The sequence below is a fragment of the Bacillus sp. Au-Bac7 genome (genome assembly GCF_021341655.1).
In the GTDB taxonomy this organism is placed as follows: domain Bacteria; phylum Bacillota; class Bacilli; order Bacillales; family Cytobacillaceae; genus Niallia.
Genome location: NZ_JAJTTG010000016.1, coordinates 39,191 through 63,891, shown reverse-complemented (window position 1 = coordinate 63,891; position 24,701 = coordinate 39,191). Strand labels below are relative to the sequence as shown.

23 protein-coding genes and 1 riboswitch are annotated in these 24,701 nt (G+C 38.9%); of the genes, 14 read left to right on the top strand and 9 right to left on the bottom strand.

Annotated elements, in window-relative coordinates; translation table 11 throughout:
• Positions 1-29 precede the first annotated feature (29 nt).
• Complete coding sequence (locus LXM54_RS24035; RefSeq protein WP_233318234.1) at positions 30-776, top strand: MurR/RpiR family transcriptional regulator; 747 nt, start codon at positions 30-32, stop codon at positions 774-776.
• Positions 766-2,064 carry a PTS sugar transporter subunit IIC gene (locus LXM54_RS24030; RefSeq protein ID WP_233318232.1) on the top strand — a complete coding sequence of 433 codons (1,299 nt, stop codon included), beginning with the start codon at positions 766-768 and terminating at the stop codon, positions 2,062-2,064. The genes LXM54_RS24035 and LXM54_RS24030 overlap by 11 nt, the downstream gene beginning before the upstream one ends.
• A gap of 53 nt (positions 2,065-2,117) precedes the next feature.
• Here the strand turns inward: LXM54_RS24030 and LXM54_RS24025 are convergent, their stop codons facing one another.
• From LXM54_RS24025 to LXM54_RS24005, 5 genes are all read right to left on the bottom strand, one after another.
• Positions 2,118-3,020, bottom strand: a complete 903-nt coding sequence (locus LXM54_RS24025) for an ABC transporter substrate-binding protein (protein ID WP_233318230.1) — start codon at positions 3,018-3,020, stop codon at positions 2,118-2,120.
• 21 nt (positions 3,021-3,041) lie between these two features.
• A complete protein-coding gene (locus LXM54_RS24020) occupies positions 3,042-4,052 on the bottom strand; it encodes a FecCD family ABC transporter permease (RefSeq protein WP_233318228.1) in 1,011 nt (336 codons plus the stop codon).
• Positions 4,053-5,075, bottom strand: coding sequence for a FecCD family ABC transporter permease (locus LXM54_RS24015; RefSeq protein ID WP_233318226.1), 1,023 nt, complete (start codon positions 5,073-5,075; stop codon positions 4,053-4,055). It lies immediately after the preceding gene.
• A 187-nt stretch (positions 5,076-5,262) separates the two neighbouring features.
• The gene (locus tag LXM54_RS24010) at positions 5,263-6,642 is read right to left on the bottom strand and encodes a PepSY-associated TM helix domain-containing protein (RefSeq protein ID WP_442780539.1); all 1,380 of its coding nucleotides are present in this window, start codon (positions 6,640-6,642) and stop codon (positions 5,263-5,265) included.
• Between the two features lie 240 nt (positions 6,643-6,882).
• Entirely contained in the window at positions 6,883-7,803 is a 921-nt protein-coding gene (locus tag LXM54_RS24005; RefSeq protein ID WP_233318225.1) for a Ppx/GppA phosphatase family protein, read from the bottom strand.
• 252 nt (positions 7,804-8,055) lie between these two features.
• Between LXM54_RS24005 and LXM54_RS24000 the strand changes: the two genes are divergently transcribed.
• The 4 genes from LXM54_RS24000 (at position 8,056) to LXM54_RS23985 (ending at position 11,974) form a co-directional block, all read left to right on the top strand.
• The gene (locus LXM54_RS24000; RefSeq protein WP_233318223.1) at positions 8,056-10,281 is read left to right on the top strand and encodes an RNA degradosome polyphosphate kinase; all 2,226 of its coding nucleotides are present in this window, start codon (positions 8,056-8,058) and stop codon (positions 10,279-10,281) included.
• 156 nt (positions 10,282-10,437) lie between these two features.
• On the top strand, positions 10,438-10,920 hold the full coding sequence (locus LXM54_RS23995; RefSeq protein ID WP_233318220.1) for a DUF2975 domain-containing protein: 483 nt from the start codon (positions 10,438-10,440) through the stop codon (positions 10,918-10,920).
• Positions 10,921-10,930: 10 nt separating this feature from the next.
• The gene (locus tag LXM54_RS23990) at positions 10,931-11,149 is read left to right on the top strand and encodes a helix-turn-helix domain-containing protein (protein ID WP_233318218.1); all 219 of its coding nucleotides are present in this window, start codon (positions 10,931-10,933) and stop codon (positions 11,147-11,149) included.
• A gap of 27 nt (positions 11,150-11,176) precedes the next feature.
• Complete coding sequence (locus LXM54_RS23985) at positions 11,177-11,974, top strand: DUF817 domain-containing protein (protein ID WP_233318215.1); 798 nt, start codon at positions 11,177-11,179, stop codon at positions 11,972-11,974.
• 216 nt (positions 11,975-12,190) lie between these two features.
• On the opposite strand, the gene LXM54_RS23980 is transcribed toward LXM54_RS23985, so the two are convergent.
• Positions 12,191-12,397 (bottom strand): hypothetical protein, encoded by a 207-nt coding sequence (locus tag LXM54_RS23980; RefSeq protein WP_233318212.1) that lies wholly within the window; start codon positions 12,395-12,397, stop codon positions 12,191-12,193.
• A gap of 212 nt (positions 12,398-12,609) precedes the next feature.
• Between LXM54_RS23980 and LXM54_RS23975 the strand changes: the two genes are divergently transcribed.
• Together LXM54_RS23975 and LXM54_RS23970 are read left to right on the top strand one after the other, a co-directional pair.
• On the top strand, positions 12,610-13,188 hold the full coding sequence (locus LXM54_RS23975) for a CBO0543 family protein (protein WP_233318210.1): 579 nt from the start codon (positions 12,610-12,612) through the stop codon (positions 13,186-13,188).
• Positions 13,189-13,411: 223 nt separating this feature from the next.
• Entirely contained in the window at positions 13,412-14,629 is a 1,218-nt protein-coding gene (locus LXM54_RS23970; RefSeq protein WP_233318208.1) for an MFS transporter, read from the top strand.
• A gap of 60 nt (positions 14,630-14,689) precedes the next feature.
• Here LXM54_RS23970 and LXM54_RS23965 read toward each other — a convergent pair whose 3' ends face one another.
• Positions 14,690-15,670, bottom strand: a complete 981-nt coding sequence (locus tag LXM54_RS23965; protein ID WP_233318207.1) for an aldo/keto reductase — start codon at positions 15,668-15,670, stop codon at positions 14,690-14,692.
• A gap of 147 nt (positions 15,671-15,817) precedes the next feature.
• Positions 15,818-17,053 carry a cytochrome P450 gene (locus LXM54_RS23960; protein WP_233318204.1) on the bottom strand — a complete coding sequence of 412 codons (1,236 nt, stop codon included), beginning with the start codon at positions 17,051-17,053 and terminating at the stop codon, positions 15,818-15,820.
• Positions 17,054-17,349: 296 nt separating this feature from the next.
• Here LXM54_RS23960 and LXM54_RS23955 point away from each other — a divergent pair, with 296 nt between their 5' ends.
• The 4 genes from LXM54_RS23955 (at position 17,350) to LXM54_RS23940 (ending at position 22,230) form a co-directional block, all read left to right on the top strand.
• Positions 17,350-18,255, top strand: coding sequence for an AraC family transcriptional regulator (locus tag LXM54_RS23955; RefSeq protein ID WP_233318203.1), 906 nt, complete (start codon positions 17,350-17,352; stop codon positions 18,253-18,255).
• Positions 18,256-18,455: 200 nt separating this feature from the next.
• Positions 18,456-19,397 carry a sugar phosphate isomerase/epimerase family protein gene (locus tag LXM54_RS23950; protein WP_233318200.1) on the top strand — a complete coding sequence of 314 codons (942 nt, stop codon included), beginning with the start codon at positions 18,456-18,458 and terminating at the stop codon, positions 19,395-19,397.
• A 50-nt stretch (positions 19,398-19,447) separates the two neighbouring features.
• Entirely contained in the window at positions 19,448-20,653 is a 1,206-nt protein-coding gene (locus LXM54_RS23945; protein WP_233318197.1) for a Gfo/Idh/MocA family protein, read from the top strand.
• A 149-nt stretch (positions 20,654-20,802) separates the two neighbouring features.
• Entirely contained in the window at positions 20,803-22,230 is a 1,428-nt protein-coding gene (locus tag LXM54_RS23940; RefSeq protein WP_267913476.1) for a sugar porter family MFS transporter, read from the top strand.
• 56 nt (positions 22,231-22,286) lie between these two features.
• Here the strand turns inward: LXM54_RS23940 and LXM54_RS23935 are convergent, their stop codons facing one another.
• Entirely contained in the window at positions 22,287-22,478 is a 192-nt protein-coding gene (locus LXM54_RS23935; RefSeq protein WP_233318195.1) for a hypothetical protein, read from the bottom strand.
• Positions 22,479-22,810: 332 nt separating this feature from the next.
• Positions 22,811-22,921, top strand: a riboswitch (SAM riboswitch).
• A 93-nt stretch (positions 22,922-23,014) separates the two neighbouring features.
• Between LXM54_RS23935 and LXM54_RS23930 the strand changes: the two genes are divergently transcribed.
• Entirely contained in the window at positions 23,015-24,034 is a 1,020-nt protein-coding gene (locus tag LXM54_RS23930; RefSeq protein WP_233318194.1) for a methionine ABC transporter ATP-binding protein, read from the top strand.
• Positions 24,031-24,693, top strand: coding sequence for a methionine ABC transporter permease (locus LXM54_RS23925; protein ID WP_233318192.1), 663 nt, complete (start codon positions 24,031-24,033; stop codon positions 24,691-24,693). The genes LXM54_RS23930 and LXM54_RS23925 overlap by 4 nt, the downstream gene beginning before the upstream one ends.
• Positions 24,694-24,701: the final 8 nt, after the last annotated feature.

Here is a 24,701-nt window from a genome sequence, read left to right as displayed (position 1 = left end):
AAAAGACCTTCTTAAAGGAATGATTAACTTTGTCTATCAGAGTGAACTTAGCAGAGTTTAGTGAAATTGAAAAGCAAGCCTATGAATTTATGCTTAAGAATCCTGACAAGGTGATTAAGCTTTCGGCAGATACGTTAGCTAAAGAGATGTTTGTCAGTAAACCGACTATTTTTAGGGTGTGCAAAAAACTAGGTTTTACTGGAATCGTAGAATATAAGCATTTTTTGATTAAGAGTAAACAAGAAAAAATGAAGGAGCTGAATCCTACCTTGCAGATGGTTGAACAGCTTTTAAAAGAGTTTGACAATGATTTCACACCTGGAAACATTGATATCTTTGAACAGACGAAAATAGTGATATTGTATGCAACACAAGCAAGTACAATTGCTGCAAGTTTTCTGTCGAGGCAGCTGACTAATTTAGGCTACTTTACAAGAATTGTGGAAGATGAATATGAATTTAAACAAGTTTCGGAAACGATTCCTAATAGATCAATCATTATTGCCATAAGCAATACAGGTGAAAATCATCTGCTGACACAGCATTTGCTAAAGGTCACTAATAAGGTTCCAATCTTTGCGATTACGAAAAAGAATTCTTCGCTAGCAAGAATTGCTGATTATGGTTTATTTCATAATCTTGATATTAAGTCTGCATCTAAAACGGTAGATAGAGAAAACCAGCTGCCATTAATGATTCTTATTCACGAGCTGGTTGAAAGACTATGGTCATCATTGCAGGAGAGAAACTTACCGAGGGGGGATTATGATGAATAATTTACTATCTAAACTAGAAAGTAAACTAGTACCATTAGCAACGAGAATAAGCAGCAATAAGCCTTTAAATGCAATAAAGGATTCGATGATCACAATCATGCCATTTTTAATTATCGGCTCCTTATTTCTCTTGGTTGCCTATTTGCCTATTCCAGGATACAGTGAATGGATGATTGGCATTTTCGGCGAAAAGTTTCAGTCCACATTAACGAAAGTAACGGATGCTACATTTGGTATTATTGGCCTTTTTACACTTATAAATGTTGCTTATCAATATGCAAAACAGCTGGATATGGAACCTATTTTCCCAATCATGTCCTCTGTTATGTCATTTATTATTTTAACAACTGTGACAGACGGAAGCTTTGGATTAGAGTGGCTTGGAACGAAAGGGATGTTCGTGTCGATTCTAATTGCGCTAGTGTCGACTAGATTATATAAGAAATTTTATGAATTTGGTATCGGACCAAAAATGCCTGAAGGAGTGCCGCCTGGAGTAATCAGGTCATTCTCCTCATTAATTCCTGTTGGATTGATTGCAGCAATCGTTCTTGCTGTTCAAATTGGCTTTAGCTTTACGCCATATAAGGATATCCACCAATTTATTTACCATATTGTACAGATGCCATTGTTAGGTTTAGGTGATAGTCTAATTTCCATTATTATAGCTGAGATAATCGGTCAGCTTCTTTGGTTCTTCGGTCTTCATGGCAATGCAATTGTAAACGCTATTATGGACCCGATTTGGCTCGGCTTATCTGCAGAGAACTTAAATGCTTTCCAGCAGGGGCAAGATTTGCCTCATATCATTACAAAGCAGTTCAAGGAAATCTATCTGCAAATGGGAGGTTCTGGTTCTACGATTGCATTGGCACTTTGCATGACATTGTTCTCGAAATCAAAGCATTTAAAGACACTCGGATTGCTTGCATTGCCTGCTAGTATCTTTAATATCAATGAACCGATCATCTTCGGATTGTCGATCGTGTTAAACCCAATAATGTTTATTCCTTGGCTGATAATGACTCCAATCTCTGCTGTCATTTCATTTACTGCCATGAGCACAGGCCTTGTATCTGCAACAAGCGGTGTTATCATTCCATGGACTACACCATTATTTATCAGCGGATACTTAGTTTCCGGCATTAGTGGAATGGTCCTGCAGATTGTATTGCTTCTTGTCGGATTCCTTATTTATATGCCTTTCTTTAAATTGCTGGATAAACAGCTTTTGGAAAAAGAGATGGAAGAGGCGAGAGGTTCTGTGGATTTGAAAATGTATAAGTAAATACAAAAAAGGCTCTCCAGTGTGATATTCGCCGTGGAGAGCCTTTTTAATGTTTATTTTGAAAACAACTCTTTCGCTTCCTCCATCGCCAGCTTGTTGCCAAGGGCGGAGTAATCAAGCCAAGGCTGATCAGAAACAACATAGACATGTTTGTTTTTAACCGCTTTTAAACCTTGATAGATTGCAGATTCTTCTAATTGCTTGAAGCCAGTTTGTGCTTCATCATCACTGTTTACTACTACAAAAATCGCATCTGCATCAAAGTCAGGCAAGACTTCCTGGGATATAACTTCATATGGCTGTGTGGAATCTAATTCTTCGATGCCAGCAGCTGGCTTAAATCCTAAATCTTCGAATAGCATTGGGCCAAGTGGGCGTTTTGTCGTAAATACACGAAGCTCCTTGGCTGTTACTCGGATAGCCATTACTTTACTGTTTTCGCCAAGTTCATCTGAAGCTAACGTTTTAACTTCATTTGTGAGGCTCTCATAGTCTGCGATGAAATCTTCTGCTTCCTGTTCTCGATCGACGAGTTTACCAATTTTATTTAAATGATCGCGCCATGTTCCTTCATCAAGGTTAAAGCTTACTGTTGGAGCAATGTCTTCATATTTCGAAATATCCTCACCTGAAATTCCTTCATCGATATAGATGACAGATGAATCTAAAGCAATTAAAGCTTCCATATCAGGGTCTTTTGCTGGACCAAGCTTTTTTGTATCCTTCAATTGATTTTTAACATGTGGAAGGAAATCATTTAACTCACCGCCGACAACAGAGCCGACTGGAGTTATTCCTAATGCGAGCAAATCATTTGTTAAATGGATAGAGAGGGAAGCGATTTTCGGTTCCTCGGTCTCTTTTTTTTCGCTACTATCATTTGAAGCTGATTGTCCACATGCTGCGAGAATTAATAAAAGCATTGCTGTAAATAACATAGCTAGTTTCTTTTTCATCTTGTTCTCCTTTTTCTTGTTTTACTTTGTTTTTGTTAATAAATAAAGAAAATAAGGTCCACCTATCGCTGCGACGACAATTCCAGCTGGAATTGGATTAGGTTGAAAAATGGAACGCCCAACCGTATCTGACAAGACGAGTATGACCATTCCAAGCAGCCCTGCGACTGGGAGGAAATGCTGATGTCTTGGCCCTACTAACCGGCGTGCGAGATGGGGCGCGACAAAGCCGATAAAACCAATTCCTCCAACCATAGCAACACTGGCACTTGAAAGAGCAACAGCAATAGCTAGCATGTACAGACGGGAGCGTAAAACAGAAACACCGAGCCCAACAGCTGTATTGTCTCCTAAAGACAAGGCATCTAGCTTTCGTGCTTGCAGCCAACCGAGAGGGGTTAATGTCACTATCCATGGTAAAAGTGCAATAACATGTATCCAGTCTCTTCCCCATACATTACCCACTAGCCATCTTGAAGCGAAAGTGTATGTATCTTCATCAAGACGGAGTGACAGGAACAAGGTGATCGCATTAAAGCAGGCAGAAATAGCAATCCCGACAAGTATAAGACGAATTGGCAAGATCCCTTTATAGCGGTCATATGTAAGCAAAATGATAATAACAGCTGCCAGTAAACCTCCTGAAAAAGTGAATAATGGAATGAGCAATGCCGCTTTATCATTTAAAGAATGAAAATAGGTAACAAACAAAATAAGACCGAATGAAGCACCTGCATGTAATCCTAAAATGCCGGGATCTGCAAGTGGATTTCTTGAAACACCCTGCAGAATAGCTCCAGAAACACCAAGGCCGATGCCGGCAAGAATTGTAATGATGATACGAGGAAGGCGGTATTCAAACAGTACTAGTGTATTTTTGTAATCCCCAAATCCAAACAAAGTTTGAAGAACTTCTGTTGGCGCAATTCGCAGTGAGCCTGTGTTTAAACTGATTATGATGACAATGATATTTATGATGATTAACACTAGAGCAACTGAAATGGTTTTTGTGCTGCGCAAATCTGTTTTCATCTATAAATCCCTCCCAACTTTACGTGCTGTATAAAGAAAGAAAGGAACACCTACTGCAGCTACTAAAATCCCAATTGCCAATTCACGGGGAGGATTTACAGTCCGTGTCCCTAAATCGGCGAGCATTAACAGGATAGCCCCTAAAATACCTGACATCGGAATGATTAATCTATAATCCGTGCCTACAAGCTTGCGGGCAATATGGGGAATAACAAGTCCGATAAATCCGATGGAACCTACAGCAGAAACGGATACCCCAGCTAAAATGACGGCAGCAATGATGGAAAACACTTTAATCCGATTCACCTTAATGCCGAGATTCACAGCTGTTTCTTTTCCTATCGCAATAAGCGAAATAGAGCGTCCCATGCTTATTGCCCAGAAAATTGTAATCAGAATAACTGGAACAAGCACCCTTAAATGCTCCCATTTAACACCAGCGACTCCGCCAGCGTACCAAAAAGCAAGGTCCTGGCTTAAGTCGTAATAAATGGCGATACCTGCACTTAAAGAGTGCAATAGTGCAGCAATTACCGCTCCAGATACGGTTAATCGCATCGGTGTCAAGCCGCCAGGCACAGACGCACCCATCATAAAAATTAACAGTGTGCAAAGAGCAGCTCCAATAAAGGAAAAAACCATCAATAAGGAGTAAGAGATTGTTGGAAAAAAGGCAAAGCATAGAGTTACAATAAACATCGCTCCAGCATTGATGCCGAGTATTCCTGCATCAGCAAGAGGGTTGCGGGTTACACCCTGCATCAGTGCTCCGGCAACAGCAAAGGCTGCACCGACAATTGCAGCTCCAATCACTCTCGGCAGCCGCAGTTCATAAATGATTTGCTGCTCAGTCAGCGAAGCATCATAGTGGAAGAGTGTTGTCCAAACCGTATGGAAGGTAATGTCTTTTGCTCCGAATGACACGGCTGCTATTAAAGTGCCGAGCAGCCCAGCTATAAAGGCAAGGAAAAGAACTAATCTCCACAAATGATGAAACCTAGTAATCTTATTTTTTAGGAACATAATAGTAAGTCAGCCTTTACTTAATTAGTAATAATGAAAATCATTATCAATTGTATTTTCCTATTATATGGACAATATTTCTGTAAATCAATCTTTTTTAAGTTTATTAATTAGGTAGTTAGTATTGTTATTGGAACAAAGGTAAAAAGAAAAAAGAGCTGTGCAGCTCTTTTTTCAGAATTATTATTTATGCATTTAATAACCTTTTCACACTAGCTATCCTTTGAATCAACAACCAGTCAATAAGCCCAACAACGATAAGTGATAGGCCGACTAATGGAAATAAAATACCTAACACGATAAGAATGATAAGCAGGATTTTCATATTCTTTATACTTGGTGCCTTTGGAGCTCCAAGGCCTTTGTTTGGCTTACGCTTCCACCACATATAGACACCGGAGAAGGCTACAAAAAGAGTGCCAAGGCAGATAAGTAAACTAATGAGCTGGTTAATGAAACCTAATTCTGTTCCTTTGTGCAAAGTAATACCAACAGCTATTATCTTTCCAAGAAGACCGTAGTTATCATAGCGGTAATCAGCTAACACTGCACCAGAATATTGGTCGATATGAATGGTTGCTTCGTCTTTTGCTTTCGGTGGAAAAGCAGACAGCGTATAGACACCTTCCTTAGAAGCTGGGAAAATAACAGAATAACTTGGATGCATGCCTTCCCGATTTGCAGTGGCTACTATATCATCAATGGATACGGGAATAAAGCCTTCCATATTTGACTCTGGTACTTCTAAATTTTCAGCTGCCCAAGGAACCTCTGCAATGTCCTTTGTCTTTATATTTGATGCAGGAGCATCGCCAATCCACACAGAGGGAGGATAACCTTCTCCTGTATTGGTAACTAAAGCTTGAAAATTAGTTCCCCAAAATCCGGACCAAGGCAATCCAGTCAAAATCAACAAAACAAGTCCGCCTGTAATCCAGACAGCAGGGACGGCATGTAAATCTCTTCTAAAAGTCTTTCGTCCTTTAGTTAATCGAGGTATAAAAGTGCCAGCAATTCTTAATTTTTTTTGCGGGAACCATAAGTATATTCCAGTTACTATTAACACTATAGTCCAGCATGCTGCTAGTTCGACAATTCTGTCACCTAGAGTTCCAGCCATCAATTCGCCATGAATTTTTTCGATTAAGTCCATAACTCGATCATTACTGTTTAATTCTCCGAGTATCTTACCTGTATACGGATCAACAAATATGGTCAGTGATTCTTTTTGATAAGTTATGCTGACTTCACTGGAACGCGTTTTTTTTTCTCCAGGCCGATAGCTTGTAACCTCTGCTCCGGTATAGTGGTTTTTTACAATATTTAGCTGTTCAGAAGCAGGTATTCTCTCCGTTTTAATGGTTACCTCATTTAAGTCTTGATACAGTATTTGTTCAATTTGAGGTTTAAATAAGTAAACAGATCCAGTTACTGCCAATATAATTAAAAAGGGAGCAAAGATTAAGCCGGCATAAAAATGCCATCTCCATACAGTTTTATAGAGGTATGCTTTTGTTTGTTTTCCGTTTGTTTCTTCCAATTGTTGTTCAGATGTTTCAGACTCCACTTTTTCCTCCTAGTATACAAATGTTATTAGGTCAATCTCTTGCTTATATCGGCTATTTTTATAGTTTGATAAACTATGTTAATGGAGAAGTGTTTACAAGAATTTACAAAATCTTAAAACAATCAGTAGTCTTTTCCGTTTATAATGAATATAGTTCCTAATTTCAGCATGTCTTGTTCGACCTTCCATTGAACAAACAATAGTAGAAAACCACCGGGCTAGTGTCCGGTGGTTTTTTTTCTAAGAGGCATTATTAGTTTTTTCAAGCAGGTTATAAATAAATCCGTCACGTACAGATTGCGTACAGTATAGGAAATAAGGAGATTGTGTCATCTCCATTAAGATAGAGATAATCTGCACTGCTGGTATGATTATATCTTTTCTCTTCTTGGATAGTCCCTTAATATTGGCACGCTCTGTTACACTTAATGAGGATAACTCTTCATATACAAGATGAATATCCTGTATGGACATATTTAATGAATTTTTCTTGCATTTAGCTTTATGTATGCGTGATAAATTTTTAGCACTTCCGCCAATCCCGATAACAGGAAGTCCTGCTTTGGACAACCATGGGAGAGTTTGAAGCTGTTCGACAAGATACGCTTGAAGCCGCTCCGTTTGCTGTGCTGTCACATTTTCACCTTTTGTGAATTGGTCGTTTAAGTTGACTGCGCCAAAAGGGAAGCTGTGGTATTCGACCATTTGGCGGTTTCGGAACAGAGTAATTTCGGTGCTTCCGCCGCCAATATCAATGGTAATGCCATCTTGCAAATCTGTTGCTTGAATGATGCCAAGAAATCCAAAATACGCCTCTTCATAGCCGCTTAGAATCGAAAAAGGTATACCTGTTTCCTGTTGAATCTCTGCTAAGACATCCTCTTTGTTGGCTGCATTGCGGATGACAGCTGTCGCAAAACCAATAATTCGGTTCACTCCACTTTCCTCGCCATGTTTCTTAAACTCTTTTAAAATTTGCAAGGTAAAGTCTATTCCTTCTCGTGTAATGTTACCTTGACTATTTACGTAGCTGATGAGACGTGCAGCCACTTTGACGCGCTTTGCTTCTTCCGTTTTTACTAAGTTGTTTTCAATTTGATAGATAGCAAATTGAATGGAATTTGAGCCGAGATCAATGATGGCAATTGAGTTATCTTTCAATTATCGAATCCTCCCTTTGTAATTGTTAATATGTATATCTTATAAGAAAATGTAAAGAAAAAATATTAAGCTTTTGTAAAGTACGCCTATCCATTGTACCCCTAAGAATCCGATAATAATCTTACATTCTGGAAATCTTGCATATATCTACAAATATTTACAAAAATTTTACAAAGTAACCTGATATTCATCTGAATATTCGTGGTATTCTAATTATAGAATATTAGCAATAATTGTTAAGGGGATGTAAAAATGCAAACTCATCATGAGCAATGGAGCACCACTAATTTAGATAAACCTTCCTATTACAATAATCGAGAGTTGAGCTGGCTGGATTTTAACAGCCGAGTGCTGGAAGAAGCTGTGGATGACCAGAATGCTTTATTGGAAAGATATAAATTTTTATCGATTTTTAGTTCAAATCTGGATGAGTTTTTCATGGTGCGTGTCGCAGGACTGATCGATCAAGTAAAGGCTGGGTTTAACAAACCCGAAAATAAGGCGGGACTTACCCCAAAAGAACAGCTATGTGCTATTTCTCAAAAAGCCCATTTACTAGTAAAAAAACAAGATGAAGTATATCGAGATTTATCAAGAATTTTAGACAATGAACAGGTGAGCATCATTACAATTGATCATGCTGCACCACAGGAATTGGATATTCTGGAGGATTTTTTTGATGAACAAGTGTACCCTGTTCTGACGCCAATGGCGATTGACGCTTATCGTCCATTTCCAATGCTGTTAAATAAATCTCTAAATCTAGCAGTAATAATTGAAGAGAAGTCGCTGGAAAAGCGGAAGGAGCAGGAGCTGAACGGCAACTTAGTGATTGTGCAAGTTCCGGCTGTTATGGACCGCTTAGTTGAAATAACGCAAAAAGGAAAGCAAAGAAAGTTTGTCCTTTTGGAAGAAGTGATTTCCCGTTTTATTTATAAATTGTTTACAGGCTATAAAGTGGAATCTGTCACTTCCTTTCGAATTACCCGAAATGCAGACTTAACTATACATGAGGACGAAGCAGAAGATTTATTACTGGAAATTGAAGAAGAGCTGAAAAAACGAAAACGGGGAGCTGCTGTCCGTCTAGAATACCAAATGTCTCAAAGCAATCAAGGGGTTATAGATTATCTTAGAAAAGTGCTTGAGATACATTCAAAGGATGTTTATGTTGTCCAAGCTCCTTTAGACTTGACGTTCTTATTTTCATTTTATAAGAAAGTCGCAGCCACTCATGAACATTTAACAGCAAGAACCTTTATTCCTCAGCCTTCTGTTGATTTAGAAGGAGAAGGAGACATGTTTGAAAAGATTGCTGACCATGATGTTTTACTGCATCATCCTTATGAGTCTTTCGAACCAGTTGTGGAGTTTATGTCACAGGCAGCAGATGATAAGAATGTATTGGCAATAAAGCAAACCTTATACCGTGTCAGTGGAGATTCGCCGATTATTGAAAGTCTTAAACGAGCAGCGGAAAATGGAAAACAAGTAACTGTCCTAGTGGAGCTCAAGGCCCGTTTTGATGAGGAAAACAATGTTCAGTGGGCTAAGGAATTAGAACAAGCCGGCTGTCATGTTATATATGGAATGACGCATTTAAAAACCCACAGTAAGATAACTCTTGTTATCCGCAGGGAAAAAGGTAAAATTCAACGTTATGTTCATTTGGGAACAGGAAATTATAATGATGCCACAGCCAGAATTTATACTGATATGGGGCTTCTGACAAGCAATGATAAAATAGGCATTGATGCCATCAATTTCTTTAATTATTTAAGCGGATATATGGAAAAGCCATCTTATCATCATTTATCTGTTTCACCTTATGGTATTCGGGATACGTTCATTGAGCTGATTGACAGAGAAATTGCCTATCATAATGAATATCAAAATGGCAGAATTATTGCAAAAATGAACTCTTTAACAGATAAAATAATTATTAAGAAATTGTATGAAGCATCGATTGCTGGTGTAAAAATTGACCTCATCATAAGAGGAGTATGCTGCCTGCGTCCCGGTATTGAAGGAGTCAGTGAAAATATTAAGGTTCGAAGTATCGTAGGAGAATTTCTCGAACATACGAGAATTTTTTATTTCCATCAAAATGGGAATGAAAAGGTATATTTGTCATCAGCTGATTGGATGACGCGCAATATGGAAAACCGAGTAGAGATACTATTCCCAATTTTAGAGAATCATTTAAAAGAGAGAATCCATGAATGCCTGCTTCTGATGCTTCAAGACAATTGCAAGGCTCGCGAGCAAGATCGCAATGGCAAGTATAAATATGTGCCAAGAACCAATGGAGAAAGGCATATAAACAGCCAGAGGATCTTTTGTGAAGAAGCCATTCAATATAGGACCAAAATTAAAACAGCAAACTTGGAAACTATGAAGAATCGCACAAAGTTTTCAAGTTTAACAGACTCCTATTTTTTTCGTCTTAAAGAAATTGTTCCATTACTAAAGAGATAATCTACAGAGCATTCCTTATTTAAGAGGAATGCTCTTTTTATTGAAATGAAATGGTTGTTTATCAATAATAATAAATTAAAAAACAATATTATTTTATTGTAAAACGATAAATATTGTGGTAAATTAAAAACACATTAATTAGTGAGGTGTTTTTTGGTGAACAAAGTGTCAACGCTGTTTTTAAAAATAGCTGTAATTTTTATTGGACTTCCAATTCTTGCTTTATGTATCTTTGCGGTTCCAGCTATCGGGAGATTTGCTGAAGAGCTGCTGCCGGATATTTCCTTTATAAAATTTCTTGTTATCGCCTTTTTTTATGTTTCGGCAATTCCTTTTTATATCGCTCTATACGAGGCATTTAAATTATTAACTTATATTGATAAAAACAAAGCCTTCTCAAAAATATCAGTGAAATCCTTAAAGGTAATTAAATTTTGTGCCATTACAATAAGTGGCTTATTTGTACTAGGATTGCCGCTCTTTTATTTCGTTGCAGATGCTGACGACGCACCAGGAATAATAATTATTGGCTTAGTTATTATATTTGCCTCTTTGATCATTGCGGTCTTCGCCGCTGTTCTGCAAAGGCTTCTTCAAGAAGCTATCGAGATAAAATCAGAAAATGATCTAACGGTCTGAGGTGAAAAAAATGGCGATTATTATAAATATTGATGTAATGCTAGCAAAAAGGAAAATGAGTGTTACCGAACTTTCAGAGAAGGTTGGAATAACGATGGCTAACCTGTCTATATTGAAAAATGGAAAAGCGAAAGCGATTCGATTGTCAACGTTAGAGGGGATTTGTAAGGCATTAGATTGTCAGCCTGGAGACATTTTAGAATACAAAAGTGATGAAGATACAGAGTAGATAATAATTTTTAGCAGGAGGCTGCTCATGAATGTAACAATTGAAAAATGGAGACAAAGATCAGCGTTGAAGCAATTGCTACTTTTTGGTTGGGAGCAGGCTCTGTCATGCTTGTTTCCAGTCGTTATCTTTGCCTCCTTGGCAGTTACACAATATTTTCCGCTTCCCTTTCTGCCAAGGTATGACTGGCTGCTGTTAATCTGCCTGTTTATGCAGTGGATGATGGTACGGTCTGGAATGGAAACAAAGGATGAGCTAAAGGTTATAACCTTATTCCATATTATCGGTCTTGCCCTTGAACTGTTTAAGGTGCATATGGGCTCGTGGTCTTATCCTGAAGAAGGATATTCTAAGATTTTTGGAGTTCCGTTATACAGCGGCTTTATGTATGCAAGTGTAGCGAGTTTTCTGTGTCAGGCCTGGAGAAGGCTTAAGGTGGAGCTTATTAAATGGCCGCCATTTTGGGCAGTGGTTCCACTCGCATTTGCGATTTACTTAAATTTTTTCACCCATCATTATTGGATCGATCTGCGTTGGTGGTTATCTGGATTAGTTTTAATTGTTTTTTGGAAATCATGGGTAGTCTACGTGGTGGATGGAATTCGTTACCGCATGCCACTATCACTGTCCTTTGTACTGATTGGTTTTTTTATATGGATAGCCGAAAATATTGCCACTTTCTTTGGAGCTTGGCAATATCCAAATCAAAGAGAAGCATGGAGCCTTGTTCATCTTGGCAAGGTAAGCTCATGGCTGTTATTAGTGATAGTAAGCTTTTTAATTGTTGCAACACTCAAGCAGGTTAAAGGGAAGAGTACAGAATAAAAGTGGAAAAGGCAGCATATTTTGCTGCCTTCAGCTTGTCGCTAAAGTTATGAGATTGGTTGGAGCGGTAGGGGGGAGACTGTGCGTGAACAGAGAAAAAGCGGCTCGGCGCATTAACCACTGCATCAAAAAACTAATCATCCTGTTGTAACAGGACAGGAGATATCTACTGCCTAATAGGCTGAAGACAATTATCAAGATTAAGTGCAGTCTATTTTATTCTATTTCAGAAAGTACTTTTTTTAGTAATGCTGGCGGTAAGTCATAACTTAATCGTCCATTAAGACTGCTATGAAGTTCAATGGTAATTTGCCTTGAATCTTTATTAGCCTTTTTAACTCTCAGTACCATTCGTGGGTCTGTATATATTTCAACTGTATTTTCCCTTTGTTTTATTGTATGTTCCCCATATTTTTTTATCATGGAACTTCCTCCTATTAGACTGCAGCGATTGCAGTCTTCTTTTATCAGCATTCTTTTTATATTATACATAAACTACCATCAGTTGAAGGCTGTGGAATTAAATTTCATTATTTGGAAAAATTCCATTATCGCTTTATGAAATCTTAGTAAAACGGAAATAATAACACTATATAAATATAAAGAGTCTTGGTCAGAATGTGATGGTGTTCATAATGAATTTCCAGAAATATATATTGTTAGCTGTTATTTTATTATCCGCTGCAGGGTGTTTGGCAATTATCCGATTTGACTGGAAGCGATACGGTCTTATTTATTTAATTAGTGCAGTTACAGGGAACTTGTTATGCTTTTCTTTAACGTATATAGGATTTTATACTTTTTTTAACTATTTGCTTGAAGATTATTCGATAACTCCAGTGCTGCTCGTTTCCACACTTTTTCCATTGATTGCTTTATTTGCAATAAGGTATAGTCCAAAACTATGGATTTGGAAAATACCTTTTTATTGGGGAATTATCCACTTAGGTTTAGTTGGGGAAGTTATCTTAAAAAACTCTGTTATCTTTAAATTTGAAGCGGAATGGGATTTGTGGGACAGTTATACGCTTTGGTGGATAAATTATTTGTTATTTGAGTTATTAGGCGGAAAGATCGTACCATCAGAAAAAAGAAAACCATTGAATGCTGAGTCCTTGCGATATGGTGCATGGGCTTGGATTTTACTGCATTTTATATTCATCACAACGATATTTTTAGCAGGTATATATGTGGGAGTAACTGTCTTTAAATAATAGAAATCATAAAAAATGATTGTCAAGATTTTTAGAGCATGATACTATTAGTTGAAATTAAATCCCTTTAATCTGGTCCAGAGAGTCCAAAAAGGCGAAAAGTGAACTCATACATATTCTTTCATGATGTCTATGACTACCCTTTTGTCCTTTGGATGAAAGGGTATTTTTTATAACTATACTTTAATTAAGTCCTGTGAGGCTTGAAAGGAGAACGACAAAATTGGATTATCGCAAAAAAACAGTAGTCGCATCAGTAGCCGGATTGACATTAGAGGGCATGGATATTATGTTTATTTCCTTTGCAATGTCAATGATTATCGCAGATTTTCATATTGATATGGCTGCAGGCGGACTAATTTCCTCAATTACTAACATAGGTATGCTTGCTGGAGGAGTTATCTTCGGCATATTGGCTGATAAATTCGGGAGAGTCAGGGTCTTTACGTACACTATTCTTCTATTTGCAATCGGGACAGCATTAACAGGTCTGGCGCAGAATATTGAACAAGTATATATCTTTAGGTTTATTGCAGGTCTTGGTGCAGGCGGAGAATATGGTATTGGCATGGCACTTGTGGCGGAAGCTTGGCCAAAGAATAAACAAGGGCGCGCTTCTTCTTATGTAAGTGTAGGTGCCCAGTACGGTGTTATTTTAGCAGCCTTGCTTAGTGCGATGATTCTTCCTGCATGGGGATGGAGAGGGTTGTTCTTCGTTGGTTTGGCACCAGTAATCTTTGCCTTTATTGTTCGCAAAAAGCTGGATGAATCACCAGAATGGCTGGCTTCACAACAGAAAAAGCAAGCTGTGAAAAAGGAAGGGAAACTAAAGCAATTATTTGCTAGCCCTAGAATTACTGCAACAACCATTGCATTAGCTGTGATGGCAACTGTGCAAATTGCCGGATATAACGGTCTGATGATATGGCTGCCATCCATGCTGCAGCAATCTCAAGGACTTTCTGTTTCAAGCTCTGCCCTTTGGACAATCAGCACAGCAGCTGGAATGATTGCTGGGATGCTGACATTTGGACAATTTATTGATCGTCTTGGCATGAAGCTCTCATACGGAATCTTCTTATTCGCTTCGGCAATTGCGGTATTTCTTTACTCCTTTGCATCAGGCAGTATCGGTCTATTAGTAGGCGGCGCGATTGTAGGCTTCTTCTCGAATGGAATGTTTGCAGGGTACGGCGCATTAATCAGCAAGTATTATCCAGTAGAAATACGCAGTACAGCAACAAACACAATTTTTAATTTCGGAAGAGCTTTAGGGGGATTATCTCCAATACTAGTAGGTTATATACTACAGCATGCCAACGTTACAGCGGCAATGGGATATTTGGCCCTGCTTTACTGCATTTCCTTCATTGCGATGCTTAGCTTGCATAAAAGAGCAGGAAGTGAAAGTAAACTTAAACCTTTAGCAAAAACAGTTTAATATGGAAACAAGCCATTCTCCGCATTAGAGAATGGCTTGTTTATTTTTTCAGAGAAGAAATCAGCTGTGGCCGACTATTGCATGCGGAACGTAAGGCTCTTCAAGGAAGGTGATGTCTTCAGGAGTTAGTTTAACATTCAAGGCACCAGCAGCATCCTCAAGATGGGACAGCTTTGTAGCACCGATAATAGGTGCTGCCACTTGTTCTTTTTGCAATATCCATGCAAGTGCAATGTGAGTGCGAGGAACACTATATTTTTCTGCCAACGATGCGACACGCTCAATAACTAAGCGGTCTGCACTCGATGTAGCATCGTATTTAGACTTCTGAATCTGGTCTGTCTCTGAGCGATGTGTTGTAACAGACAAGTCACGGGTTAATCTTCCAGAGGCGAGCGGGCTGTATGGAGTAATCGCTATTTTTTCTTCCTTGCATAGTGGCAGCATTTCTCGTTCTTCTTCACGGTAAATAAGATTTAGATGGTTTTGCATGGACACAAATTTAGTCCAGCCATGTTTTTCCGCTGTATGCAATGCTTTTTGGAACTGCCAGGCAAACATGGCAGACGCGCCAATATATCTTGCTTTTCCTGCCTTTACAACATCATGCAAAGCTTCCATCGTTTCTTCAATAGGGGTATGATAATCCCAACGATGAATGATATACAGATCCACATAATCTGTTTCTAATCTTTGCAAACTTTTATCCAATTCACTCATAATTGCTTTTCGAGATAACCCAGAACCATTAGGTCCTTGGTGCATTTGACCGTGTACTTTCGTCGCGATAACAACCTCATCACGATTAGCATAATCCTTTAAAGCGCGCCCAAGAATTTCTTCACTGGAACCAAGTGAATATACATTGGCTGTATCAAAAAAATTAATTCCTAAATCAAGGGCCTTCTTAATAACAGGGCGGGAGTTCTCCTCATTTAAGACCCATTGATGCAGCCACTTGCTGGCATCACCAAACCCCATACATCCAAGACATAATCTAGATACATCTAATCCTGTATTACCAAGCTTTACATACTCCATTTGCTTCTTCCTCCCTGTCTTTATGTGATATAGGATTATTATCGCATAAAGCAGGTGAGGTCTTTAGCCCAATACTATCAAGTGTTTGCCTAATCCTCTCATAAAACTAAATGAACAGCAGAAATGTTTCTGCTGTTCATGTTTTCATTATTCTAAAATCCGCATATGCAAATTAGTCAAAGATTGACCTGTTGCAGAAGCGGTTAAGTTTGCTTCTAAGTCAAAGCCTTCAACCGGTTCTATGCGGGAAAATTTAAGCAAAAAAGTCTCTAGCACAATTCTCATTTCCAGGCGGGCAAGCGGTGCTCCTAAACAGAAATGAGGTCCATTGCCAAAGGTAAGGTGTTTTTTGTTGTTTGACCGGTGAATATTTAGCGTGAAGGGATTTTCGAACATATTTTCATCCATATTGCATGCACTCATCCAGGCAATCACGACATCCCCTTTTTTCAGCTCTACACCTAATAGATTGTTATTCTGTTTAACAGTCCTGTCTCTTCTTGACAAGTGAAACCGATAACGGAGCATTTCCTCGACTGCATTTGGGACGAGCTCGAGATTGCTCCGCAGCTCTTCGTATAAGGCTTCATCATCATACAGCAATGAATAGAAGGTATTAGCAATGGCATGACTCGTAGTTTCAACGCCTGCACCTAACAGCACCATTGTAGCTTGGACAATTTCTTCATCAGTAAACCTGTCTCCATCCACTTCGGCACGGATGAGGTCGGAGATAATATCATTTGTTAAATTTGTCCGTTTTTGAACAACAATCGGATAGAGGAATTGAAAGTATTCCTTGGCAGCCTGTTGCTTCTCGAGTTCAATATCCGTTAGCCGCTGTCTGTCGTACGGCTGGAAGAGAATATCCACCCATTTTTTGAACTGATCACGATTGTTAACTGGCACACCAAATAAATCAGCGATAACAAGACTAGGGAAAGGGGCAGCTAGAGCTTCAACAATATTAACAACATCGTTCGCTTTTATATCATCAACCAGTTCTGCGGCAATCTGCCTGATTCTAGGTTCCCATTCTTTTAAGCTCCGAGGAGTAAAAGCAGAGGCTAACAGCGACCTGCTTTTTCTATGCTGCGGAGGATCAAGATTGGTGATGTTTATTGGTGATGGTTTATCGGAATTACTTTCGTTCTTGGCTCCAACAAAAATCGTTGTTCTAGTACCGGCGCTGGAAAAATACTCATGGTTGCTTAACACTTCTTTGACATGCTCATATTGAAACACATTCCATGTATTGGTTTCCTTATGAAAAAAAATAGGATGCTCCTTTAGCATTTTTTGGTACCAGGCAATCGGAAAAAATTCGTCTGTACGTGATTGGAAATTGGTGATTTCTTTAATGGGGATTACTTCTTTTATCATTTTGCAGTTTCTCCTCCTTTAAATAGATCAAATGTTTTTATATAATCATGTCCGTTTAGCATCTGTAACTGCTAACAGCATGTCATTCACGTTGTTGTGCGAGAAAAGCATGTGCGCCTATTTCTACTATACTCTAATTTGAGTAGTAAAAAGTAGCGATTACGATGAAAATTAACAAAAATAGGTAAAAAATCCTGAAATCTTAAACTAGCAAACTTGTTATTGTAAGCGTGTTCTTTTATAATCAGGAAAAGATGTTAGAAAAAACTAACTTGGTTATTTTTAGGAGTGATTTAGTGGATTTAAATAAGTATATATCCGGAAAAATTTCTCTAAATGATTATGTTCATCGTATAAACCAGGGTGGAGCTGCTTTTCATGTTCATTATTGGGGAGTTATGCCTAAGCATTATGATAATCAGCTGCATAAGCATTCTTTTTTCGAAGTATGCTTTGTTGTCGAGGGAGAAGGCTTTTATATCGATGAACAGTGCAGTTATCCGCTCCAAGGTAACACCATCTTTTTATCAAGACCAGAAGTGCCACATCAAATAAAAAGCGAGCAGGGGCTATCACTCTTGTATGTAGCCTTTGAACTAATGGAATCAGAGTCGACAGAAAGCTGGGTTAATATAATGAATTCAGCTAAAAAATGCGCACCGGTGCTTTTACATAATAGTGATACAGAGACCGGCTATTTGTGGAAATCTCTGCTTATTCAGGCTACAAAGCATAAGCATGAATTCTTTGAAGAGATGCTAGTTACTATTGCCGGTTCGCTTATCATTTCGATTCTTCAGGATTTTGTTCCTGATTTGAATAAAAGCAGTCAGAAAGAAGAGCCAGATCAGCATTCTGATCTTCTTACACAGGCACGCCTGTATATTCATGATAATTTATCTAATTGCTTAAAGCTGACAGAAGTAGCAAGGCATCTGCATATATCTGGAAGACACTTGTCTAGGGTTTTTGTTTCTGAATTAGGTATGAGCTTCTCGAAGTATGTGCAAGATGAAAGGATTAAGAAAGCGAGCATGCTGTTAAAAAAGACAAATTTATCATTAAAGGAAATTGCTGAAGAGACAGGATTTATGAATGTCCAATATTTTACGAGAGTTTTCACCTCGATGATGCAAACCTCACCAGGGCGGTTTAGATCAATGTTTATCAATATACATACAACAACATATTCTGATACTTGACCTCCATGAAAAGGGAGGTCATTATTTTTTCTGAGTGGAAAGATGTCTTAAAAGTATAAAAACATGTCTTCAAAATTTAAATACTATTCATTAAATCTTTACTATAATTACATACGTAAACACAGTGTTAATGTATGAATGCGAACAATAGTGAAAACGTATTCAATTTGGATGAATTTAAAAAGGGAGGAAGGCATTCAATGAAATTATCTTATGTAACGGACAGTATGGCACATTTATCCTTTGAGGCAATGCTTGATGAAGTAGCTGAGCTTGGAATTGATACTATTGAAATGACGACAGGGGGCTGGTCTCCTGCACCACATTTAAATCTTAATGAACTATTGGAAAGTGAGCAAAAAAGAAACCACTTCTTGAATAATCTTGAGAAACGCAATATAAAACTATGTGCCTTGAATTGTTCTGGCAACCCTTTGGATCCAGGCGAATTAGGAAAGCAGCATCGAGAAATCACCGATAAAACGATGGAATTGGCAGAGCTATTAGGAGTTAAAAAGGTCATTATGATGAGCGGCCTGCCTGCTGGAGGTCCGGAAGATAAAGTTCCTAATTGGATTACCTATACAGTCAGCTGGCCGCCGGTATTAAAAGAAATACTAGATTACCAGTGGAATGAAGTTGCGATTCCTTATTGGAAGGAGCTTGTGAAAAAAGCAGAATCATGTGGTGTTGAAAAAATTGCACTTGAAAATTTCAGCTCACAATTAGTCTATAATCCTGAAACATTATTTAAACTCCGCAATGAAGTTGGTCCAATTGTTGGTTTAAATCTTGATCCTAGCCATCTTATCTGGATGGGTGCAGACCCAATTCTAGCTGCCCGAGAACTAGGAGTGGCGATACATCATGTTCACGGCAAAGATGTGCGAATCGAAAGACATCTATCTGCTGTTAATGGCATTTTGGAAACAAAGGAAATAACAGATGTAGCCAATCGGGCTTGGAATTATGTAGCTGTCGGCTGCGGGCAAGACTTGCAGTGGTGGAAAGAGTTTTTCTCTGTTGTGAAGATGATGGGATATGACGATGAAGTTTCTTTAGAAATGGAAGATTTGACGATGTCCGTAGAGGCTGGAATAAAAACATCAATTGATGCTCTCCAGCAAACGCTGAGTTTTTAATAATCATACCAATTTATATCTGAATATTCAAAATAAAGGAGTGGTTAAAAATGTTAAATGGGGAGAAAAAAATAGCAAGACCGATACGTTGGGCAATGGTAGGAGGAGGCCGACTTGGACAGGTTGGTTATAAGCATAGAATAGGTGCATTGAGGGACAATACGGCATTTGAATTGGTCGCTGGCGCCTTTGATATTGAGCCAGCAAGAGGGAAGGAGTTCGGCATAAATTTAGGGGTGGCGGGAAATCGCTGCTATCCTGATTATAAAACTATGTTTGAAGAGGAAGCCATGCGAGAGGATGGAATTGAGGCTGTTTCCATTGCCACCCCAAATGGAACACATTATGAAATATGCCGTGCTGCGCTCGAAGCAGGGTTGCATGTTATTTGTGAAAAGCCGTTGTTTTTTTCATCAGCAGAGGGTGAAGAGATTAAGAGACTTGCAGAGAAAACAGGCAAAATTGTCGGGGTGACATATGGCTTCTCTGGAAATCAAATGCTGCTGCAGATGCGAGCAATGATTGAACAAGGAAAAATCGGTGATATTCGAGTTGTTGATTTGCAGTATACACATGGTTTTAATTCAAATGATAAATCAGATAAAACGAGTGCTGCTCAAAAATGGCGTATTGATCCTAAGGTAGCAGGACCAAGCTTCGTTTTAGGAGATTTATCCACACATACGTATTATATGTCCCAGTTGATTATGCCCGACATGAAAATAAAAAGGCTGCTTTGTGATCGTCAAAGCTTTATTGAAAGCCGTGCTCCACTTGAGGATAATGCTTTTGTACTCATGCAGTACGAAAACGGAGCAGTTGGCAGGCTGTGGACATCCTCCATTAATGCCGGCTGTATGGATGGTCACAGAATCCGGATAGTAGGGACGAAGGCAAGCTTAGAATGGTGGGACAGCAAACCAAATGAATTGAGATATGAAGTTCAAGGAGAACCTATTCAGACTTTAATTCGAGCAATGCCTTACTTGGATGACGCTTGCAATGCTGATGAGAGATTAGGTGCACTCCATCAGGAAGGCTTATCAGAATCCTGGGCAAATATTTACTTGAAGTTCGCAATTGCCATAGATGCGAAAAACCGCAATGATGAAGAAATATTAAATAGTCTAGTGTATCCGGATATTGAAGCTGGTATTGCAGGCATTCGCTGGATTGAAAATTGTGTTCGTTCTGCAAATAACGGTGCCGTTTGGGTAGAATATGAAAATCAACAAAAGCTTTCGTCCACACATTAATTGGGTTCTTAGGCAGGGGGGAGCAGTTAATCAGACTGCTTCCCAACAATCCCTATCATCAGCAGCAGGTTATAAATGTAAGCGCTTTATATAGTTTGGAGATAAACCTCTCAACCGTAATTCCAATATTGTATAAAGGAGTAATCAGTATGACAAATATAGAGATGTCTGAACAAATCGTTCAAGCAAAGCCTCCCAAGCAAAAAGATCCGAAAAAATTTCTGAAGCGCATAACAATTGTGTCTACATTTGGAGGACTTTTATTTGGATATGATACAGGGGTCATAAACGGGGCACTCCCCTTTATGGCAGACAAGGATCAATTAAATTTATCTTCTTTTACAGAAGGGCTTGTAGCAAGCTCATTAGTATTAGGAGCAGCCTTTGGGTCCATTTTTGGCGGCCGCCTGGCAGATACGAAGGGCCGTCGCAGGATTATCTTATATCTTGCTGTGCTGTTTTTCTTTTCTGCAGCTGGCTGTGTTATCGCACCAAACACAGCTGTTATGGTTGGTTTCCGTTTTCTGCTCGGGCTAGCAGTCGGCGGGTCTTCTGTTGTAATTCCCTCTTACTTGGCTGAGATGGCTCCCTCTGACAGACGTGGAATGCTCGTTACCCAAAATGAATTAATGATCGTTACAGGTCAATTTTTAGCATATATATTTAATGCTCTAATTGGAAATATATTTGGAGATACAGGGCATGTATGGCGATATATGCTAGTTATTGCGACATTACCCGCAGTTGCCTTGTGGATTGGTGTGCTCATCCTGCCTGAAAGTCCTAGGTGGCTGGCTTCAAGGGGCAGATGGGCAGAAGCGCTAAAAATCCTTAACAGAATTCGTACAGAAAGCATTGCCGAGCAGGAAATGAAGGAGATAAAAGCAAATCTTTCTGCTGAACAGAAGCACAAAAAGCTGGGTTTTCGTGATTTAGGAACTCCATGGATTCGAAGAATTGTATGGATAGGAATTGTGCTTGGATCAGTTTCCCAGCTAGTCGGCATCAACTCTATCATGTATTACGGAACCCAAATTCTTGAAAATGCTGGGTTTGGCACTAAAACAGCTTTAATCGCCAATGTCGCAAATGGCTTGATCGCTGTGATTGCGGTTATCGTTGGCATGTCGCTGTTGAACAAAGTGAATAGAAGACCCATGCTGCTTACGGGCTTGATAGGCGTTACTGTTGCTCTCATTTCCATTGGAACTTCTGCACACTTCCTGGAGGGTTCAGCAATGCTCCCATACATCGTTTTATCAATGACAGTCTTATATTTAGCGTTTTTCCAAGGTGCAATTGCCCCATTAGTATGGCTTATCCTTGCGGAAATTTTCCCAATGCGGCTCCGTGGAATAGGGATGGGGCTGGCAGTGCTGTTCTTATGGCTTTGTAATTTTCTAGTAGGATTGTTCTTTCCTGTACTGCTTGCAGGTATTGGACTTTCTGCGACCTTCTTCTTATTTGCCTTGTTTGCCATTATAGGTGTGATTTTTGTAGCTAAAGCTGTGCCTGAGACAAGGGGACTTTCCTTGGAGGAAATTGAAGATAATTTTAAAAGCAAGGAATTTAGTTAATATAAAGAATCCCTGCTAAAGCAGGGATTCTTCACAATTACATATAGAAAAATAGTTTAATTGTCTGCTTCTTGTTGTTTGATCCAAGCATCAATATGGTCCAGATTAAATAGCATCGTATCCCCTATAAGCCGTTGATGGGGAATGGTTCTGGCCTTGATTAATCCGTTGACATCTTCCTCAGAAAGGGGATAGCTCACCGATTGCAGGTAAGCAATTAGATTTTGTATTCCAACTGCCTTTCTCAAAAAATCACCTCCCACAAATGCCTCCTTACTAATTCAAATAAAGAGACTTCAGTATGAGGTATTTTTTAAGACTCGGCTGCTAATTATATACCCAAAAAAATATTTTTGAAAACTTTTTCACCTTGGTAACAAGGGAGTTCTGACAACTGTCTAATAGACGAAGATACCTGCTAAATATAGATAATTTACAAATTTATTGAATGATATTTAGGAGAGAACTCAACATATGTTTTGCCTGTTCACTCTAACTTTTTATAAAAATCCGGTTGACATTATTTAAAATTAGCAATATAGTAAAACACATCTTAACTAACAAAAACCGAATATACCACTTCTTATCCAGAGAAACCGAGGGATCAGGCCCTATGACGTTTCGGCAACGGGTTTAATAAACACCGTGCTAACTCCTGCAAATGTGTGACAACACATTTGAAAGATGAGAATGAGGATTTATAATTAAAGCCCTCTTTTTTCTTCTGGATATAGGAAAAAAGAGGGCTTTTTGTTGTTGATTAATGCAAAGGAGAGTGAATAGATTGATTGAATTCAGTCAAGTGGCGAAAACATTTGTATTAGGCAAAAGGAAAGTGGAAGCAGTTAAAGATGTTTCCTTAACTATTCAGAAAGGAGAAATTTTCGGAATCATTGGTTTTAGCGGTGCGGGCAAAAGCACATTGCTGAGACTTGTAAATCAGTTGGAAAGCCCGTCTAATGGATCAATTAAAATTCAAGGGGAAGATTTATCAAGCTTCAGTGCAAAAGAAATACGCAAACTAAGAAGACGAATCGGCATGATTTTTCAAAACTTTAACTTGTTTACCTCTAGAACAGTAGCTGGTAACATTGCTTATCCTTTAAAGTTGGCAGGCAAGCCAAAGGCGGAAATAAAGGAAAGAGTCGATGAGCTGTTAAGATTCGTTGGGCTGACAGATAAAGCGAATGACTATCCGGAACAGCTTTCAGGTGGACAGAAGCAGCGGGTCGGCATTGCGAGGGCACTTGCTAATTCGCCGGATATCTTAATCTGTGATGAAGCTACTTCGGCATTGGATCCTGACACGACGGCAGACATTCTACGGCTTTTAAAAAAGGTAAATAAAGAGTTTGGAATCACCATTTTACTTATAACACATGAGATGAATGTCATCCAAACTATATGTGACAAGGTTGCTGTTATGGAAAACGGTGAGGTCATCGAAACTGGCAATGTGTTTGATACGTTTACAAATCCACAGCATCCGACAACAAAACGGTTTATCCAATCCGTTCAACAAGATCGTCCGTCTGATTCGCTGCTTCAGCAATGGAAACAGAGTGGCGGAAATAATCTTTATCGAGTTATTTTCAAAGGAGAACTAGCGAATACACCATTGCTTTCACAAATATCACGTAAGAACAATGTGGATGTCAATATTGTTTATGGCTCTGTTCAAGAACTGCAAGAGAAGTTTTTCGGCAATTTACTAGTTTCCTTCGAAGGGGAAGCAACAGCTATACATACAGTCGTTTCCGAATTAGAGAAGACTGTCACAATTGAGGAGGTGATTATAGAATGAAGGTCGATTGGACGACGTTTTGGCCACGAATTGTAGATTCGACAGGCGAAACCATTCTAATGGTCATTATGACTTTGATTTTTGGTTCAATTCTGGGTATTTTGATAGGTTTACTTTTATTTGTAACAAGAAAAGGAAATATTCTTGAAAATAAGCTTGTATTTCAGTTGCTGAATATACTCATTAACATTATCAGACCGATACCTTTCATTATTTTCCTAGTAGCAATAAGCCCGCTCACTCGGACAATAATAGGAACAACAATCGGTACATGGGCAGCAATTTTCCCGATGACGATTGCCGCTGCATTCGGTATAGCTAGGGTAGTTGAAAACAATCTTATCAGCATTGATCCTGGTGTCATTGAGGCAGCGAAGGCAATGGGTGCAAGCCCGCTGCAAATCATCTTCACTGTGTTAATACCAGAAGCGTTAGGACCGCTGATTCTCGGTTTAACCTTTGTGACCATCAGTTTAATAGATTTTTCCGCTATGGCAGGAACTGTTGGCGGCGGGGGATTAGGATATGTTGCCATGACGTACGGCTATCAGAGATTTGATGGCAGTGTCATGCTGGTAACAGTTATCATCCTGATTTTGCTCGTTCAGCTTGCACAATGGATTGGAAATACATTATCTAGAAAAATTATGCGCAGATAAATAAAAAA

Bases quoted from the DNA above. Each gene is read 5' to 3' on its own strand.
- LXM54_RS24020 (WP_233318228.1), bottom strand. From the start codon at position 4,052: ATGAAAACAGATTTGCGCAGCACAAAAACCATTTCAGTTGCTCTAGTG.
- LXM54_RS24015 (WP_233318226.1), bottom strand. From the start codon at position 5,075: ATGTTCCTAAAAAATAAGATTACTAGGTTTCATCATTTGTGGAGATTA.
- LXM54_RS24000 (WP_233318223.1), top strand. From the start codon at position 8,056: ATGCAAACTCATCATGAGCAATGGAGCACCACTAATTTAGATAAACCT.
- LXM54_RS23945 (WP_233318197.1), top strand. From the start codon at position 19,448: ATGTTAAATGGGGAGAAAAAAATAGCAAGACCGATACGTTGGGCAATG.
- LXM54_RS23965 (WP_233318207.1), bottom strand. From the start codon at position 15,670: ATGGAGTATGTAAAGCTTGGTAATACAGGATTAGATGTATCTAGATTA.
- LXM54_RS23990 (WP_233318218.1), top strand. From the start codon at position 10,931: ATGGCGATTATTATAAATATTGATGTAATGCTAGCAAAAAGGAAAATG.
- LXM54_RS23950 (WP_233318200.1), top strand. From the start codon at position 18,456: ATGAAATTATCTTATGTAACGGACAGTATGGCACATTTATCCTTTGAG.
- LXM54_RS23925 (WP_233318192.1), top strand. From the start codon at position 24,031: ATGAAGGTCGATTGGACGACGTTTTGGCCACGAATTGTAGATTCGACA.
- LXM54_RS24025 (WP_233318230.1), bottom strand. From the start codon at position 3,020: ATGAAAAAGAAACTAGCTATGTTATTTACAGCAATGCTTTTATTAATT.
- LXM54_RS23960 (WP_233318204.1), bottom strand. From the start codon at position 17,053: ATGATAAAAGAAGTAATCCCCATTAAAGAAATCACCAATTTCCAATCA.
- LXM54_RS23985 (WP_233318215.1), top strand. From the start codon at position 11,177: ATGAATGTAACAATTGAAAAATGGAGACAAAGATCAGCGTTGAAGCAA.
- LXM54_RS24030 (WP_233318232.1), top strand. From the start codon at position 766: ATGATGAATAATTTACTATCTAAACTAGAAAGTAAACTAGTACCATTA.
- LXM54_RS23980 (WP_233318212.1), bottom strand. From the start codon at position 12,397: ATGATAAAAAAATATGGGGAACATACAATAAAACAAAGGGAAAATACA.
- LXM54_RS23975 (WP_233318210.1), top strand. From the start codon at position 12,610: ATGAATTTCCAGAAATATATATTGTTAGCTGTTATTTTATTATCCGCT.
- LXM54_RS23940 (WP_267913476.1), top strand. From the start codon at position 20,803: ATGACAAATATAGAGATGTCTGAACAAATCGTTCAAGCAAAGCCTCCC.